This is a genomic window from Pseudomaricurvus alkylphenolicus (assembly GCF_011683955.1).
Classification (GTDB): domain Bacteria; phylum Pseudomonadota; class Gammaproteobacteria; order Pseudomonadales; family Cellvibrionaceae; genus Pseudomaricurvus; species Pseudomaricurvus alkylphenolicus.
Window position 1 is genome coordinate 17,360 of record NZ_JAAQPI010000010.1, and the last position, 16,185, is coordinate 33,544.

A 16,185-nucleotide genomic window follows, 5' to 3' on the forward strand; every position below is an offset into this window, starting at 1 on the left:
ATGAGTGTATTCAACTACGAAAAAGACAGCGACGGTATTGTCACGATTACCATGGACATGACCGGCCCGGTCAATGCCATGAACGCCGAGTACGCTGACGCCATGGGCAGCACCTTGGAAAAACTGGAAGCCGAATCCGGGCTGGCAGGTGTCGTTTTCTGCTCAGCCAAGGACACATTTTTCGCCGGTGGTGATATTAACGATCTGGTGAAAATCAGCGCGGATGCCGCTGAGGCGGTATTCACACATGTGGAAACCTCCAAGCAATTCTTCCGACGTCTGGAGAAACTGCCGGTTCCAGTGGTCTCCGCCATCAAGGGCGCCGCGCTTGGTGGTGGCTATGAGCTGTGCCTGGCCTGTAACTACCGTGTCGCTCTGGATGATAAACCCGTGCTGGTGGGGCTGCCTGAGGTGGGCTTGGGGCTATTGCCAGGTGCGGGTGGTGTTGTTCGTCTGATCAATCTGTTGGGTTTCGAAAAGGCCTTGCCGTACCTGATGGAAGGTAAAAAAGTCACTGCAAAGAAGGCACTGGCGCAAGGTCTGATCGATGAGACGGTTGTCAGTGTGGACAAGCTGCTGCCGCGAGCCAAGGCTTGGATACTCGAAAACAAAAACGACGAAGCTGCGTTCACCCAGCCCTGGGATCAAAAAGGCTTCAAAATTCCCGGTGGTAACAGCAAGAACCCTCGGGTCTCCCAGGCGGTAATGATGGCGCCACAGGTACTGATGCAGAAAACCCGTGGCTTGCTGCCGGCTCCCCAGCGTATTCTTGAGACCGCCTACGAGGCCATCACCGTCGACTTTGATAGCGCATTGCGCATTGAATCTCGCAATTTTGCCCGCCTGGCCACTAGCGACATAGCCAAGAACATGATGACAGCGTTCTTCTTTCAGATGAACCGGGTCAACAATGGTGCGAGTCGCCCCGAGGGCGTGGCTAAAAATCCCACCAGAAAAGTCGGGGTCATTGGTGCCGGCATGATGGGGCAGGGCATTGCCAACGTCTCGGCCATGGCGGGCATTGAGGTGGTGTTAAAAGATGTTTCTCTACAGGCGGCCGAGAAGGGCAAAGCCTATACCGCCGCACTGCTGGACAAAGCCATTGCCCGCGGCCGCGCGGACGAAGCAAAAAAGGACGCGGTACTTGGCCTGATCAAGGCAACCGACAAGGACGCGGACCTGGAGGGTTGTGACCTGGTGATTGAAGCCGTGTTCGAAGACATGGATCTGAAAAACAAGATCACCAGCAACACTGAAAACTGTCTGGTTGAGGGCGGCGTCTGGGGCACCAATACCTCGACCTTGCCGATCACTCAATTGGCCCAGGCCAGCACCAGGCCACAGAACTTTATTGGTATCCATTTTTTCTCCCCGGTTGAAAAGATGCCGCTGGTGGAGATTATCTGCGGTGACAACACTAGCGATGATACCCTGGCGAAGGCGTTTGACTATGTGCAGCAAATCCGCAAAGTGCCGATCGTGGTTAACGACAGCCTGGGGTTCTTTACTTCCCGTACCTTCGGTCAGCAGCTGATGGAGTCGGCACAGATGATCGCCGAGGGCATCCACCCGGTTCGTATCGACAATCTGGGCAAGGCCATTGGCATGCCTGTTGGGCCTGTCACTGTCAACGATGAGGTCAGCCTGCAGTTGGGTGTCAGGATCAAGGATGCGCAGGTGGCACAGGGGCTGGTATCGGTGGAAGACGATAACCGGCCGATGGCAACCAAATTGCTCGACACTCTGGTGAAGGAGCTTAACCGCGGTGGACGTTACCACGGCGATGGTGGCTACTACGACTACTCCAAAGACGGAAAAACCATCTGGCCGAAACTGCTTGAACTCTACTATAAGCCGGAACTCGATATCAGCGACGAAGACATCAAGGATCGCCTGTTGTTCAGCAGCGTGATTGAAAGCCTGCGATGCCTGCAAGAAGGCGTATTGCGCTCAGTTGCCGATGGCAATGTGGGGTCTCTACTAGGTATTGGTGCGCCGGCTTGGACAGGTGGTTACCTTCAATTTGTTAACACCTATGGTCTGCAGAAATTTATTGACCGCTGTGACGAACTGGCAGACAAGTACGGAGAGCGCTACAGGGCACCGTCTATCGTTGCCGAGAAGTTGGCGGCTGGCGAGTTGTTCGAATAAAACGATGGGGACGGAGGTGACAGCTTCCACCTCCGATCTGTTAGGAGATTTTTCAATCCCGCTCATACCCCCGCGGCTGCCACCAGGGGAAAAAGTCAGGCATATCACTGGAGACTTTATCCGGATACTGGGCGGGGCGTTTCTCCAAAAAACTGGCGATACCTTCCCGGGCATCCGCCGACTTTGAACGGCTGAAGATGCCGCGGCTGTCAATCTGGTGCCCTTCCATGGGATGGTCCGCGGTGGGTACCCGCCACAGCATATGACGCGTCAGTGCTACCGACACGGGAGCGGTATTGTCGGCGATTTCGCGGGCCAGCTCGTAAGCGGCATCCAGCAGCTGGTCCGGCGCATGTATCGATCGAACCAGACCGCCGCGCAGGGCCTCGTCGGCACCGAAGATGCGGCCGGTCATACACCATTCCAATGCCTGGGCGCGACCAACGATTTGCGGCAGGAACCAGGAGCAGGCCGATTCCGGCACGATACCGCGGCGGGCGAACAGATAGCCGTATTTGGAGTGCTCGCTGGCCAGGCGCATATCCATGGCCACGATCATGGATGCCCCAAAGCCCACGGCGGCACCGTTGATCGCGCCGATAACGGGCTTCAGACAATCAAAAATACGCAGCGTCACCAAACCGCCAAAATCACGAACGGAGGCATGGTTGTAATTGACGCTGCCGTCGGGGTTGCGCGGAATAGTCTCACTGGCAAAGGGATTGTTGCCATCCTCGGGCGCCAAGTCCGCACCGGCACAGAAGGCCTTGCCCGCACCAGTCACCACCACCGCCCGCACGTCGTCATCGGCATCGACCAGATCAAAGGCCTGCACTAACTCTTCGAGCATCTCTCCCGTCAGTGCGTTCATCTTCTCCGGGCGAGCCAGGGTGATGGTGGCGATAGCGTTTTCCACCGAATATTGGATATTTTGAAACTGATGTGTGTTCATATCTGTTTTTCCGTAGGGCGAACTCTTGTAATGAGATTGCCGTACAACGAATATTTTTGTCAAACACCATACTGGCGCGAGGCCAGGTCACGCATAATTTCTTCCGAGCCGCCACCGATGGCCTGCACACGCACTTCGCGATAGATGCGTTCTACGCGGTTGTCGCGCAGGTAGCTGGCGCCGCCAAGAATCTGGCTGGCCTCACGGGCGCAGAATTCCATGGTCTGGCTGCACTGTACCTTGAGTAGGGCGAGATCACCGGCGTTGACACTGCCCTCATTAATTTCGCGAGTACAGTGCTGGATCATCGCCTGACAGGCGTTGATTTGCTGCTTCATTTCAGCAATCTTGTGGCGAATCACCTGGTGATCAGCCAGGCGCTTGCCGAAGGTGCGGCGTTCCTGGGCCCAGTTAACGGCCTCCTCCAGACACACGCGGGAATAGGCTTCCATCTGCACAATCATACCGAGGCGTTCGCTGTTAAAGTTGTTCATGATTACCTTGAAACCTTCGCCCTCCGCACCAATCAGGTTGCCGACCGGGACCTTGACGTTGTCAAAGTAAATCGTGGCGGTATCGGAGCACCACCAGCCCTGTTTGCGATCCAGTGCAGTGCGGGATACGCCCTCCAGATCCATGGGAATCAAAAGCATGGAAACACCAGCCGGGCCTTCACCGCCGGTACGCACCGCGGTGGAGGTCCAGTTGGCGTTCATGCCGCCGGAGATAAAGGTCTTGGAACCGTTAACGATATAGTAATCGCCCTCGCGTCGCGCGGTGGTTTGCAGGCTGGCGACGTCGGAACCGCCACTGGGTTCAGTGATGCCCAGAGAGATGCGTTTGCTGCCGCTCAAGACCGCCGGCACAACGTCATTGCGGATGGCGTCACTGGCAAAGTTGGCCACCGGTGGCAGTCCGATGCCATGCACCAGCAGAGTGGGAAAGATTCCGCCCACCCCCGGGCGTGACAGCTCCTCGGTCATGATATTGGCGTACCAGCTGTCGATACCTTCACTGATGCCGCCGTATTCTTCCGCATACCCCAGGCCGAGGATGCCCACTTCCGCCGCCTTGGGCCAGAGATCATCCGGGATCTTGCCGGCTTCGTCCCACTCGGCGGCAAAGGGCAAAACCTCGCGTTCGACAAAGCGGCGTATCTGGGAGCGCCACTCTTCGTGCTCGGCGGTCAGGTAGGGGTTGGATAAACGGGCGCTGTCAAAATCCAGTGCCATGTCTGATTCTCCTGCGATTGAAGATATTGGTTGGATTCTAGTGAAATTCCTGGTTTCAACATTGGATATTACGCAGTCATAGCTAGAAAGTGCGCAGATTTCTGGGTAGGATGGCCTCTAGACTCAAGAAGAGGCCAGAACCACCGTGAGTGTCGTCTATGCCGGTTCTCTGAACATTCTGGACAAATTATGCGGTGCGCTGGGATTGTCATTTGAAACACTGGCGCACAGGGCGGGTATCGACATCGGCTTGCTCAACCTGCCGGACGCAAGCCTGCCGGCGGAAAAGTACATTCGCCTGCACGAAGAAATACAACGGCAATCGGGCAATGACGATTTTGGTTTACTGAGCGGGCGTATTGGTTATATGGAGAACTTCCATATCTATATGTCGGTGGCCTCCGCCAGTGACACCTTTCGCGAATGGATTAACCTGCTGCCTGACATGGTTCCCGGTTTGGGTGATCTGGTAAAGATCGAGGTGAAACGCAAGGGTGACTACCTGATTCTGGAATTTCACGTCGACAAGCCCGCCAGCCTGAAGCGCTGTTTGATCACCGACAGTCTACTGGCGTCCACGGCGATGTTGATGGACGGTTTCTGTATGTTGCCCGTGAGGCCGGTGAAGGTGAATTTCACCTGCGCCCGGCCCGACGATACCAACATGCTCAACGACGTTTTTCGCGCGCCGTTATATTTCAAGCAGCCGGTCAGTGCGATCTATTATCACAAGAGTATTCTGGAACTGCCACAGCTGCACGTCTCCACGTCTCTGTATGACAATGTCAAGGAAGAGTTGGATGAGTTCCTGCGTCATTCAACCTGGGAGGCCGACGCCTTCACGGCAAACCTGTATTCCGTGATTCGACGCCAGTTACCCAGAGGCCAGTGTACGGTAAGCAGTGTCGCCGAGAAGTTGAATATGTCGAGCCGTACCCTGCAGGTGCGTTTGCAGGAGCGGGGTGCGCAGTTCCGTTTCTTCCTGCAGCAGGTGAAATCCACACTGGCGAAAAAGTACCTGCGGGACAGGAGTGTCAGTGTCATTGATATTGCATTGATGCTTGGCTATCGCGATCCCACATCTTTCTCTACCGCGTTCAAGACCTGGCATGGCTGCACGCCCAGCGAATACCGTAGAGACACGGCGGGCTGAGCGGCCGCTCCGATGCTCGGCCTGTCTATATGCTTGTAGGCACTAAGGTTGTAATGTATAAACAAACGAACTCCAGTGTTTTTTGATGATGAGTGCCCATGCCCTCCGACAGAAATAAACCGGACCTGCGCCCGGCAATCGCCGGTGATGTAGAGAGTTTCAGTGATAAGGAATCACTGGAATCGCTGATGCGCGCGGAGCATCCATCTCCCGGTGCCGAAGACGCGGTTGCCATCAACGCAGAGGCTTCGCTGATCGCCGATGGCACCGCACTGCAGTACTCACTGAATCCGTCGCTGTGGGAAGGGGGCATTGAAATCTATCGCCCTTTTCCGGGAATATCCGTAGTCACCTGGAAGTTCACTCCCAAGGATCTGGAAACCGTGCGTCAACTGGCCCGCAGTATAGTCCCCAAATACGATGATATCGTGGTGCGACTTTTTCACACCGGTGATGTCAGCTATCGGTTTGGTCGCCAGATTCTTCACAGCACTGAATCCGTGGGATTGGTTTCCTACAAACCCGATGCCGGCGACTTCGAGCAGCAGTGGCAGGAAGACCAGCAAGTGTGCGTAACCCATATCAATATCACGGAAGAGGGTGAGCGGGAGGTGTGGCACCGATTGGGTATTATGCCGCCCGCACTGTTTCAAAAGCTCAGAACTGCGGACACCACAGAAGACCGAGTCTATGAGTTACCCAATACGGAGCTGTTCAAGCACTTGTCCTTCGCACTGGTGAATTTGCCCAGTTCAGGGGTCGCACATACCATGATGCTGAGGCTGAAGGTGGGTGAACTTTTCTGTCTGCTGGGGGAGGAAACCATAGCTGCCAACGGGCACTGCGGCCGCGGGGATCTGCCCTTTGCGGAGATCAAAAAACTGTCTCAGGCACGCACGATCCTGGAAGAGGCGACCGGTACCATGCCGTCGATCGCCGAGTTGAGCGCGATGGTGGGTTTAAATCGTCGCAAATTGACGGAAGGATTTAAACAGGCTTTTGGTGAGACCGTAGCGGTCTATGCGCTGGAAGTGCGTATGAGAAAGGGGTACCAGCTCCTCAACGAAACTCAACTGTCCGTGCAGGAAATTGCAGAATACTGTGGTTACGGACATCCGCACAATTTTACCATTGCCTTTCAGCGTCGATTTGGTTGTAGCCCTTCTCAGATCAGGCAGCAGAAGTAAGCTTAATATCCCGATAGGGAATGGCTTATGCCTATAGGGAATATCCAGAGGTCATTCATATTTAATCTTTCCGGTAGCCATGATCTACCCGGATCAAAGCTCAAAAACATCGTTCCTCATCAAAAAAGTGTCACTATCATAGATTCGATCACGCGGTCAGAGTGTGTTTGAGTTGAGAGCCTGTCATATTTTCTCCCATAGACGCTGACAACCGAATCTATCCGAGGAGAGCTTGATAATGATAAAGACAATACGCTGTTGCGCCCCGTTTGTTCTGCTGCCCCTGGCCATGGGGGTCGCCCAGGCCCAGGCTTCAGAGCCCGAAGAGGAGTTTCTGCTTGAGGAAATAATCATTACTGCCACTCGCCGAGCGGAAGGCACGTCGATTATGGACACCGGCCTCAGTGTTGACGCCATGACGGGGACAGAGCTGGAAGCCAAAGGATATACCTCGATTATGGAGGCTCTATCCAGCAGCCCTGGGGTCTCCGTGGCAGAAAATGTCAACGTCGGCCCGGCGATTCAGATCCGCGGTGTATCAGCTATCGTGGGGGCGGCGGTGGTCGGCTACTACCTTGACGATCTGCCCTATACCCGTATTACCGGCAACGTTGCGCCGGACCTGAACCCCTATGACCTCAATCGTGTTGAAGTGCTGCGAGGGCCGCAAGGTACCCTGTTCGGTGTGGGTGCACAGGGTGGGGTGGTGCGAGTCATCACCCAGGATCCCGTCATGAATGAATTTTCCGGCAAGGTCACGGCCGGCTATGCCACCACGGGCGGTGGCGATGACAGCAACAAACTCCAGGGAGCTATCAATATTCCGTTGATAGAGGATACGCTGGCCATGAGAGTGGTGGCGGCACAAGTCAACGATGGCGGCTATATCGATCTGACAGCAAGCGGCGAAGACAATTACAATGAAACAGAAGATACCTCTTTGCGTGTCAAGCTGCTGTGGACGCCCACCGAAGAGTTGTCGGTGGTGGCTTCCTACTGGAGTTCAGAGCGTGAAGGCCACCAGAATTTTGCCGACGACAATCACCAGGCTGTCTATACGCTGACGAACTTCGATACTCTTTTTGATCTGGCGCTGGGGCCGGCGCTGTTGCCCGGCTATACGCCAATGTTAGGCGTGTCGGAATTTGCCCAGGTCGCTGGCAGCGAGCTGTTAAAGGCTGAAACCAGCAATGACCTCTATGGGTTGAAGATAGAGTATGTGACCGATACCTACACCTTCCTCAGTACTACCAGTTACCTTGAAGGCAGCAACCTTTCCGGCACAATATTCGATCTTCCGGGACTGGGCAGCGTTGCTTCACTGGTGGAATATCCCAAATTGGACACCTTTGCGCAGGAGTTCAAGCTTTCTTCCAGCAACGGAGGTTCCTGGAACTGGACCCTGGGCACGGTGTATCTGGATATGGAAAATCAGGACCAAACCACGACCTCGTTTGCGGCGGAGAACCCCGCCAATTGGGTAGTCATCGGACCACTGCTCAGTCTGGCTCCGGAGGTGGTCAGCCCGTCAACGACCACCGATTCGAAGTCGTGGGCGGTATTTGGGGAGACCATCCACCAGATTGGCGAGCAATGGGAGCTGACCGTCGGGCTGCGCTACTACGAAGATGATCGCGATCAGAGTGGAGCCGAATCCAGCAGTTTTGATAAGGTCACCGGGCGAATTAACCTGACCTGGACTCCGACGCAGGACTCCCTCTATTACGCCAACATCGCAACGGGGTTCCGTTCCGGTGCCCTGAATGTTGAAACCCTGATCGCCGCGGCCGCCACTCAAACACAGCCCATCAACGTTCCCTCATCTATTGATCCAGATGAGGTGATCAGCTATGAAATTGGCGGCAAGTGGACGTTGCTCGATGGGCATCTGCAGCTGGAGACGGTGGCCTATTATCTCGAGTGGGATGATATTCAAACCCTGCTGTACGGAGTCATAAACAACTCACTGGAAGGTTGGGCTGAGAATGCCAACAGTGCCGCAGGCGCCGGTTTTGAATTTGTTGCTACCTATCAATATGGTGGATTGAACTTGTCCGCTTCGGGCAACTGGAATGGCATAGAGTACGAGGGTGATCTGCCGAGTGCCGGTATCAGTGACGGCGACGCCATGATGAATGTGCCCGAGCTGACCTGGAACGCTGCCGCCACTTACACTTGGCCGCTCGGCGAACTTACTGGCATGGCTTTTCTCAGCGCAACCTATACCGACGAGCGTTCCGATTATGGGCCAGGGATGTCCTACACCACGGAAGACTTTACCGTGCTCAATGCCCGTATCGGGGTGGAGAGCCAGCAGTGGTCAGTGTTCTTAACCGGCTCCAATATTACCGACGAAAATCCGGAAGTCTCGCAGCTGGCAATACTGGCAAGCCTGGGGGCTGATCCCGTGCGCATGCGGCCTGCCACCTATGGTGTTGAGTTTAATTACAAGTTCTGAGTGCGACAAAAGAGAATCACTATGGCAATTGTTTCACTGTCTCGTATCCTGGCGTCCTGGGCTGAAAAGCAGCCAAACAATACCGCCATTGCACACGATGACGATTCCATCAGTTGGGCCGAACTTGAAAAACGTACAAACCAATTGGCGCGTGCCTATATGAATCTGGGTGTCAAAGAGGGTGATCTGGTCACCATCGCCCTGCCCAACGGTATCGAATTTGTCAGTGCGGTTTTTGCCACCTGGAAGCTGGGAGCGACACCGCAGCCGATTTCGTCAAAACTGCCCAAGATCGAGCGCGATGCCATTATTGAACTGGCGAGTTCGTCTCTGGTCGTGGGGGTGGATACTGCAGATGTGGGTGAGAATTTTATCTCGGTGCCCGAGAACTATGCAGGCTATGAACAGCAATCCGCTGAGCCCCTTGAGGAGCGAACTGCCGAAAAAATCAAAGCGATGACCTCAGGTGGCAGTACCGGTCGTCCCAAGCTGATTGTTGCACCTACCCCCGCCGTATGGGATGACGAGGCGAGCGCGTTTATGATACCGCATCAGTCGCGCGTACTGGTACCCGGTCCGCTCTATCACAACGGCCCCTTTCTCTGGACGCTGGCTTCCCTGTGCCAGGGTAACCGGGTTGTCATCGTGACCCGCTTCGATGCCGAGCAAACACTGCAACTGATCGAGGAGCATCAGGTCGAGCACATGTATGCCGTGCCTACCATGATGCAGCGGATCTGGAACCTGGCTGAGGACAGTCGCAGCCGCTACGATCTCTCCTCGCTGAAGTCACTGTTGCATACCGCCGCTCCCTGTCCGGTCTGGTTGAAGGAAGCCTTTATCGGTTGGTTGGGGGCCAGTGTTATCTGGGAGCTGTACGGTGGTACCGAAGGTCAGGGCGCTACTCTAATTAACGGTGAAGAATGGCTTGAGCACAAAGGCTCTGTTGGCAAGCCTATGGATGGTGTCTGCAGCATGAAAATCCTGGCCGAAAACGGGCAGGAGCTGCCGCCCGGAGAAATCGGTGAGATTTACATTAAGTCCACGGTGGATGGCAATGCCACCTATGAATATATAGGCGCCGAGTCCAACGTTATCGACGACGGCTGGGACAGCCTGGGTGATATGGGTTACATGGATGACGACGGTTATCTTTATCTCGCCGATCGCCGCACTGACCTGATTATCTGCGGCGGTGCCAATATTTACCCGGCCGAAGTGGAGGCGGCTGTTGAGGCGCTCAGCGGTGTGCGTTCCTGTGCGGTGATTGGCTTGCCCCATGAAGATCTGGGCAATCAGGTGCATGCTATTGTTGACGCCCCAGCCGGAAATATCAGCGAAGAGACATTGTTGGCGTTTCTGCAAAACCAGCTGGTGCGCTACAAGTTACCGAGGTCGGTTGAATTTGTAACCGTCCCTTTACGGGATGATGCGGGCAAGGTTCGGCGAAAAGCGCTGCGGGAAGCGCGTTTGCAACGCAGCACGGTCAGTGCATAGGACCAACCCGGTCTGACGACATTTATTCTATCAGGAAAAAATATGCTTGAAGCAAACGGTGAATCATCCCTGTTCAAGGACGAGCAGCAAAAGTCGGCCTTTATATCAGCCTATGACCGCATTATGACAGAGTGCTGGCCAGTGCCTTTTGAGGAGCGGGAGATAGCAACACGATTCGGAACGACCCATGTTATCTCCAGCGGTCCGGCCAATGGCAAACCGTTGGTATTATTGCCCGGCGGTGGCGGCTGCTCACCCATGTGGCACAGCATCATTGCTCCATTGGTCGAGGCTGGTTACCGCTGTTATTGCCTGGATCGGGTCGGCGATGTAGGCAAAAGTACTTTTAGCGCAATACCCGATGATAGTCAGACTTTGGCAGACTGGTTGCTTGATTGTATGGATGTACTGCAGCTGGAAAAGCCGCCAATGATCGGGCTGTCATACGGTGGTTTTATGAATATCAATTTTGCTCGAATTCACCCTGAGCGGATCAGTTTGATTATTATGCTGACCCCCGGTGGTATTTTTGCCAGGCTGCGCCGGTGGTGGGTACTGCGCATGACCCTGAGCATCCTGTCGGGATTCCCTCCCTTAATCAGAAACGCCTACTCCTATATCGCCGGTGGTCGCAAACCAGATCGGGACTTCTTCGAACTGGCGCGTTTGTCGTGGGTGATGTGGAAGGGCCCGGAGTTTATGCCGCCGGTTTACAGTGATGCTGAACTGCGCGCAGTCACTCATCCGTCTCTGCTGCTGGTCGGTGACAAGGAAGTTATCTACAACCCGCACAAGGTCTTGCAAAGGGCCAAAGACACCATGCCGGATGTCGAAGTCGAACTGATCCCCAATGGCGGCCATACCTTGTCACTGGATGAGCCGCAAGCGGTCAGCCGGCGAATCATCAAGTTTCTGGCGGACAGGGACTAGCGTTCTGAGTCTGTCATTTAATGTCAATTTTTACTGCTTCGGGACGTCATTGTCGCGCGTCAGACTGAGTGTGAGAATGTAAAGCTGTTGCCCTTTGCCAATGGGCCAGGTGATCGAGTCAACCAGAGAAGAGAACTTATATGAATATTCAAGATAAAGTTATTGTCATTACCGGTGGCGGCCGCGGTATCGGTCGTTCCATCGCTGTTCACCTGGCGGAAAAAGGTGCAAAACTGGCGGTCCTGGACCTGGATGACACTGCCATGGCAGACACCCTGGCGTTGATCAAAGAAGCCGGTTCTGAAGGTCGCGCCTACAATTGTAACGTGGCCGATGAAGAGATCGTTGAAAATACCTTTAACCAGATCGTCAGAGACTTTGGTGCCATTCACGGACTGATTAACAACGCCGGTATTCTGCGTGATGCACTGCTGATCAAAGTCAAAGATGGCAAGGTCATTAAAAAGATGTCTGGTGACCACTACAGCCTGGTGGTTGATGTGCACATGAAAGGTGCTTTTCTGTGCGCCCGTGAAGCCGCTGCCCACATGGTTGAGCAAGGTGTTGAAGACGGCTGCATTATCAGCATGTCTTCAATTGCTCATCGGGGTAATTTCGGCCAGTCGAACTATTCAGCGGCCAAGGCCGGGATTATCGCCCAGACCCGTGTATGGACTAAGGAGCTCGGCCGCTATGGCATCCGGGCCATGGCGATTGCTCCGGGCACCATTGACACGGAAATGCTGCGCAGCATGCCGGCAGAGATTCTGGAGCAGTCGGCCAGACAGATTCCTGTTCAGCGCATCGGGGACGTCAGCAATATTGCCCAAACTGTGGTTCATATTTTCGAGAACGATTACCTGAGCGGTGATGTTATTGAAGTCAGTGGCGGTCTTTGAGATTAACGGGGTCTAGACATGAATTTTGAATTTTCCGATGAACAAAATATGCTGCGTGAACAGGCGCGGGCTTACTTGGCCGAACACTGCTCCACCGAAGTGGTACGCAAGGTTCTCGAAAGTGATCTCAGCTTTGACACCAAACTATGGCAGGGCACCGTTGAGATGGGCTGGACCTCAGCCGCCACCCCTGAGGAATACAGTGGTCTGGGCTTGAGCGAGATGGAATTGTGTGTCATCGCTGAAGAGCTGGGTCGCAGCCTTGCGCCCATACCTTTTGGTTCCAGTATCTACCTGGCGGCGCAGGCAGTGTTGTTGGCAGGGTCCGAAGCACAGAAACAGCAGTGGTTGCCCAGACTTTCCCACGGCGAGACCATTGGCACGCTGGCCTTGTCGGAAGGCGCCGGCAGCCCGTCCTATGATTTGTTGCAGGCTCAGGTGCGGAACGGCAAGCTGACGGCGAAAAAAACGCCAGTTATCGACGGTATGATTGCAGACATGGCGATCGTGGTCGCTAGAGGGGATTCCGGTAAACCCGGGTTGTACCTTGCAGATTTATCCGCCGCAGGCGTAGAGCGAAAGCTCCTGAGCAGCATTGACGAAAGTCGCCCGCAGGCCGAGATTATCTTTACAGACACAGCGGTTGAACTGCTCGGTGAAGGCCAGGCGTTAATCGAGCAGTTATTGGACCGCGCGGCGATTCTGTTTGCCTTTGAACAATTGGGCGGTGCGCAACGGGCGCTGGAGATGGCGGTGCAATACGCCAGCGAGCGCTTCGCCTTCGGTCGGCAGATCGGCTCCTTCCAGGCGATCAAGCACAAATTGGCTGACATGTTCGCCACTTTGGAAATGTGCAAGGCCAACTGCTACTACGCCGCCTGGGCATTGACGACGAGCTCCGATGACCTGCCCCTGGCGGCGGCCACGGCAAGGGTCAGTGCCAGCCAGGCCTACTACCAGTGCTCGAAGGAAAACATTCAGGTGCACGGCGGCTCGGGTTTTACCTGGGAGCTGGACGCCCACCTTTACTATCGTCGCGCCAAGGTGCTGAGCCTGGTGATTGGTGGCGAACGTCGCTGGAAGGAGCGCGTCGTCAGCCAATTGGAAACTGCTGAGGCGGGTGCCCCGACGGCGGCCTGATCAACACGCATTGAGCACAAGCGAAACAGAATCGACAAGGTGGGATAACGACCATGGATTTTAACGATACCAAAGAAGAAGCTCAATTCCGCCAGCAGGCGAAGCAGTGGCTGGAAGAAAATATCGTCCAATTCAAGCAGGAATTTCCTTTTGAAGTGGGTGATAACGTAACGGATTCCCAAGCGGCCGAGCTGGCCAAAGCCTGGCAGAAGCGCAAGTTCGAAGGTGGCTGGGGCTGTCTGACCTGGCCCAAAGCCTTTGGTGGGCGAGAGGTCTCCATTATGGAAGCCACGATATTTGCCCAGGAGGAGGCCAAGGTGATGCCCCTGGCCGGCATGTACATTATTACCTCGGGCATGGCAGTACCGACCATCATGACCCACGGAACCGAAGAGCAGTGCAAGCAATTGCTGCCCTCAATCGCGAATGGAGAAAGACTCTGGTGTCAGCTGTTCAGCGAGCCGGCGGCCGGTTCGGATCTGGCCGGTATCAAGACGCGCGCGGTGAAAGACGGCGACGACTGGATCATCAACGGCCAAAAAGTCTGGACCACTTTGGCACACGTATCAGATTGGGCCATCCTGGTCGTGCGCACCGATCCGACGGTGGCCAAACACAAGGGCCTGACTTACTTTGTGATTGACATGAAGAGTCCAGGTGTCGAAGTTCGTCCCATCAAACAGGCGTCCGGCGAATCGGAATTCAATGAGGTATTTCTAACGGACGTACGCATACCGGACAGCCAGCGCCTGGATGCCGTGGGTAATGGCTGGCGGGTGGCCATGACCACCTTGATGAACGAGCGCGTGGCCGTAGGCGGTGCTTTTTCCGACAACGTTGAAGAGATACTGGAAGTTGCTCGCACCACCCCCCTGGGGCAGGGTCGCGCCATTGACGACTGCGGCGTGCGCCAGAGTATTGCCGACTGGTATGTTAAAGCAGCCGGATTGAAAAACATCGGTTTGCGCCAGCTTTCCACCCTGTCCAAGGGCGGTGTACCTGGCCCGGAGGCTTCAGTGTCAAAACTGGTGCTTGGAATTGGTCGGCAAGACCTGGCCGCCATGTCCCTGGATATTCTCGATATGGCCGGAGTGCTTGCGGAAGACGACGCCATGGGCTGGGGTAGTCACGATTTCTTCCGCACCATCGGAAACCGGCTGGAAGGCGGTACCGACGAGATTCTGCGCAATATCATCTCCGAGCGGGTGCTGGGCTTGCCCGCAGAAATTCGAGTGGATAAAGACGTTCCCTTTAACCAGGTGCCAAGCGGGGCGTAATTCGCGGTTATTTATTCAAGCTCCTTCGAGGAATTGGTGAGTTGTTTTGCTTCAGGTTTGGAGGCTAGTTCTCTTTCGTGCCGTTTCCGGAGGTAGATCTGAGCGCTCTTCGAGCGCATTCGCCCTCGGAGCGGGCTCCTACAGGATTGCCCAACCACCTGTAGCAGCGTGCTCTGAGCGCGACGGGTTTTCTCCATACAAAATTCAAAACTCAGAACGTAGGGCGGATTAGAAGCGCTTCGCGCTTCGTAATCCGCCGTTCCGCTTCCGGTTCTGGCACTCCGCTGACTTTCACCAAATTAAAGCGCTTTCCGGGAACATCAAACCCACGAATTCCTCGGAGGAACCTCTATTCAATGCCGCAAAATCCAGTCATAAAATATCTGAGTGTTCCTGCTCAGGGGCTTTAGACTGGATTTCACCAGATAGTGGCCTCTGTGGCTGTGCAGCACACAATTGAGGGGGCAAATCAGAGAACCGTTCTCCAGGTTGTCTCCGACCAGGTGCCGCCACCCCAGCGCGATTCCCTGGCCATCAATGGCCGCTTGCTGAAGCAGGGGATAACTGTTGGATCGCATGCCTCGCATTTTCAGCGGCGATTCAACGCCCTTTGCTCTAAACCAGAAGGCCCAGTCAATGGCTTCCCAGCTCAATCCATGCCAGTGTTCTTCATCGAGATGTAACAGGGTGTGACTAAGCAAATCGGCCGGTTCGCTGAGCTGTGGGTGTGCTTCCAGATAGGCGGGGCTGCACACCGGAAAGAGCTCATCATCGAACAGATGAACCGACTCCACGCCCGCCTGCTGTGAATCATCGCCACAACAAAAGGCCAGATCGATAGCCTCTGCCTGAATATCCACATCGCGATCAACCGCCAGTACGCGAATATCGATATCGGGGTGTTGTTTTTGAAACTCGGTAAGTTTCGGTTGCAACCACAAAGTGGCAAAGGCAACGGTAGCGGCAACCGTAAGATGCCCAAGTTGACTGTTGCTGCGAATCTCAGAAACTTCAGCGACAATGTGTTGCAAACCCATGCCTACCGCCTGCAGCAGTTTGGACGCCGGAGCCGTGAGGGCCAGACTGCGGTGCCCGCGTTCGAACAACTCGATACACAGATCCTCTTCCAGCGCCCGGATCTGCCGGCTGATGGCGGTCTGGGTAACGTGCAGTTCCTTGCCGGCCTCGGTAAAACTCAGGTGACGGGCGGCCGCCTCGAACGCGATCAGGGAGCTGAGAGGTGGCAGTTTCTGTTTCAGGTTCGGCATCGGTTGTCGACTCCAAGTGTCGAGCCCAAAGGTTCAATGGC

12 protein-coding genes are annotated in these 16,185 nt (G+C 55.1%); 9 read left to right on the forward strand and 3 right to left on the reverse strand.

The window, feature by feature from the left end; all coding sequences use genetic code 11:
* Complete coding sequence (locus tag HBA55_RS22655; RefSeq protein WP_166996113.1) at positions 1–2,151, forward strand: 3-hydroxyacyl-CoA dehydrogenase NAD-binding domain-containing protein; 2,151 nt, start codon at positions 1–3, stop codon at positions 2,149–2,151.
* Between the two features lie 52 nt (positions 2,152–2,203).
* Here the strand turns inward: HBA55_RS22655 and HBA55_RS22660 are convergent, their stop codons facing one another.
* Both HBA55_RS22660 and HBA55_RS22665 read right to left on the reverse strand, forming a co-directional pair.
* Complete coding sequence (locus tag HBA55_RS22660) at positions 2,204–3,103, reverse strand: crotonase/enoyl-CoA hydratase family protein (RefSeq protein ID WP_166996114.1); 900 nt, start codon at positions 3,101–3,103, stop codon at positions 2,204–2,206.
* A gap of 59 nt (positions 3,104–3,162) precedes the next feature.
* The gene (locus tag HBA55_RS22665; RefSeq protein WP_166996115.1) at positions 3,163–4,335 is read right to left on the reverse strand and encodes an acyl-CoA dehydrogenase family protein; all 1,173 of its coding nucleotides are present in this window, start codon (positions 4,333–4,335) and stop codon (positions 3,163–3,165) included.
* 145 nt (positions 4,336–4,480) lie between these two features.
* Here HBA55_RS22665 and HBA55_RS22670 point away from each other — a divergent pair, with 145 nt between their 5' ends.
* The 8 genes from HBA55_RS22670 (at position 4,481) to HBA55_RS22705 (ending at position 14,876) form a co-directional block, all read left to right on the forward strand.
* Positions 4,481–5,488, forward strand: coding sequence for an AraC family transcriptional regulator ligand-binding domain-containing protein (locus HBA55_RS22670; RefSeq protein ID WP_166996116.1), 1,008 nt, complete (start codon positions 4,481–4,483; stop codon positions 5,486–5,488).
* Positions 5,489–5,586: 98 nt separating this feature from the next.
* Complete coding sequence (locus HBA55_RS22675; RefSeq protein ID WP_166996117.1) at positions 5,587–6,675, forward strand: helix-turn-helix transcriptional regulator; 1,089 nt, start codon at positions 5,587–5,589, stop codon at positions 6,673–6,675.
* A gap of 238 nt (positions 6,676–6,913) precedes the next feature.
* Positions 6,914–9,133, forward strand: coding sequence for a TonB-dependent receptor (locus HBA55_RS22680; RefSeq protein ID WP_166996118.1), 2,220 nt, complete (start codon positions 6,914–6,916; stop codon positions 9,131–9,133).
* Between the two features lie 21 nt (positions 9,134–9,154).
* On the forward strand, positions 9,155–10,630 hold the full coding sequence (locus HBA55_RS22685; protein WP_166996119.1) for an AMP-binding protein: 1,476 nt from the start codon (positions 9,155–9,157) through the stop codon (positions 10,628–10,630).
* Positions 10,631–10,672: 42 nt separating this feature from the next.
* Entirely contained in the window at positions 10,673–11,560 is an 888-nt protein-coding gene (locus HBA55_RS22690; RefSeq protein WP_166996120.1) for an alpha/beta fold hydrolase, read from the forward strand.
* 140 nt (positions 11,561–11,700) lie between these two features.
* Positions 11,701–12,459 (forward strand): SDR family oxidoreductase, encoded by a 759-nt coding sequence (locus HBA55_RS22695; RefSeq protein ID WP_166996121.1) that lies wholly within the window; start codon positions 11,701–11,703, stop codon positions 12,457–12,459.
* Between the two features lie 18 nt (positions 12,460–12,477).
* On the forward strand, positions 12,478–13,599 hold the full coding sequence (locus tag HBA55_RS22700) for an acyl-CoA dehydrogenase family protein (protein WP_166996122.1): 1,122 nt from the start codon (positions 12,478–12,480) through the stop codon (positions 13,597–13,599).
* A gap of 53 nt (positions 13,600–13,652) precedes the next feature.
* A complete protein-coding gene (locus HBA55_RS22705; RefSeq protein WP_166996123.1) occupies positions 13,653–14,876 on the forward strand; it encodes an acyl-CoA dehydrogenase family protein in 1,224 nt (407 codons plus the stop codon).
* A 353-nt stretch (positions 14,877–15,229) separates the two neighbouring features.
* On the opposite strand, the gene HBA55_RS22710 is transcribed toward HBA55_RS22705, so the two are convergent.
* Positions 15,230–16,144 carry a LysR substrate-binding domain-containing protein gene (locus HBA55_RS22710; protein WP_166996124.1) on the reverse strand — a complete coding sequence of 305 codons (915 nt, stop codon included), beginning with the start codon at positions 16,142–16,144 and terminating at the stop codon, positions 15,230–15,232.
* Between the last annotated feature and the right edge of the window lie 41 nt (positions 16,145–16,185).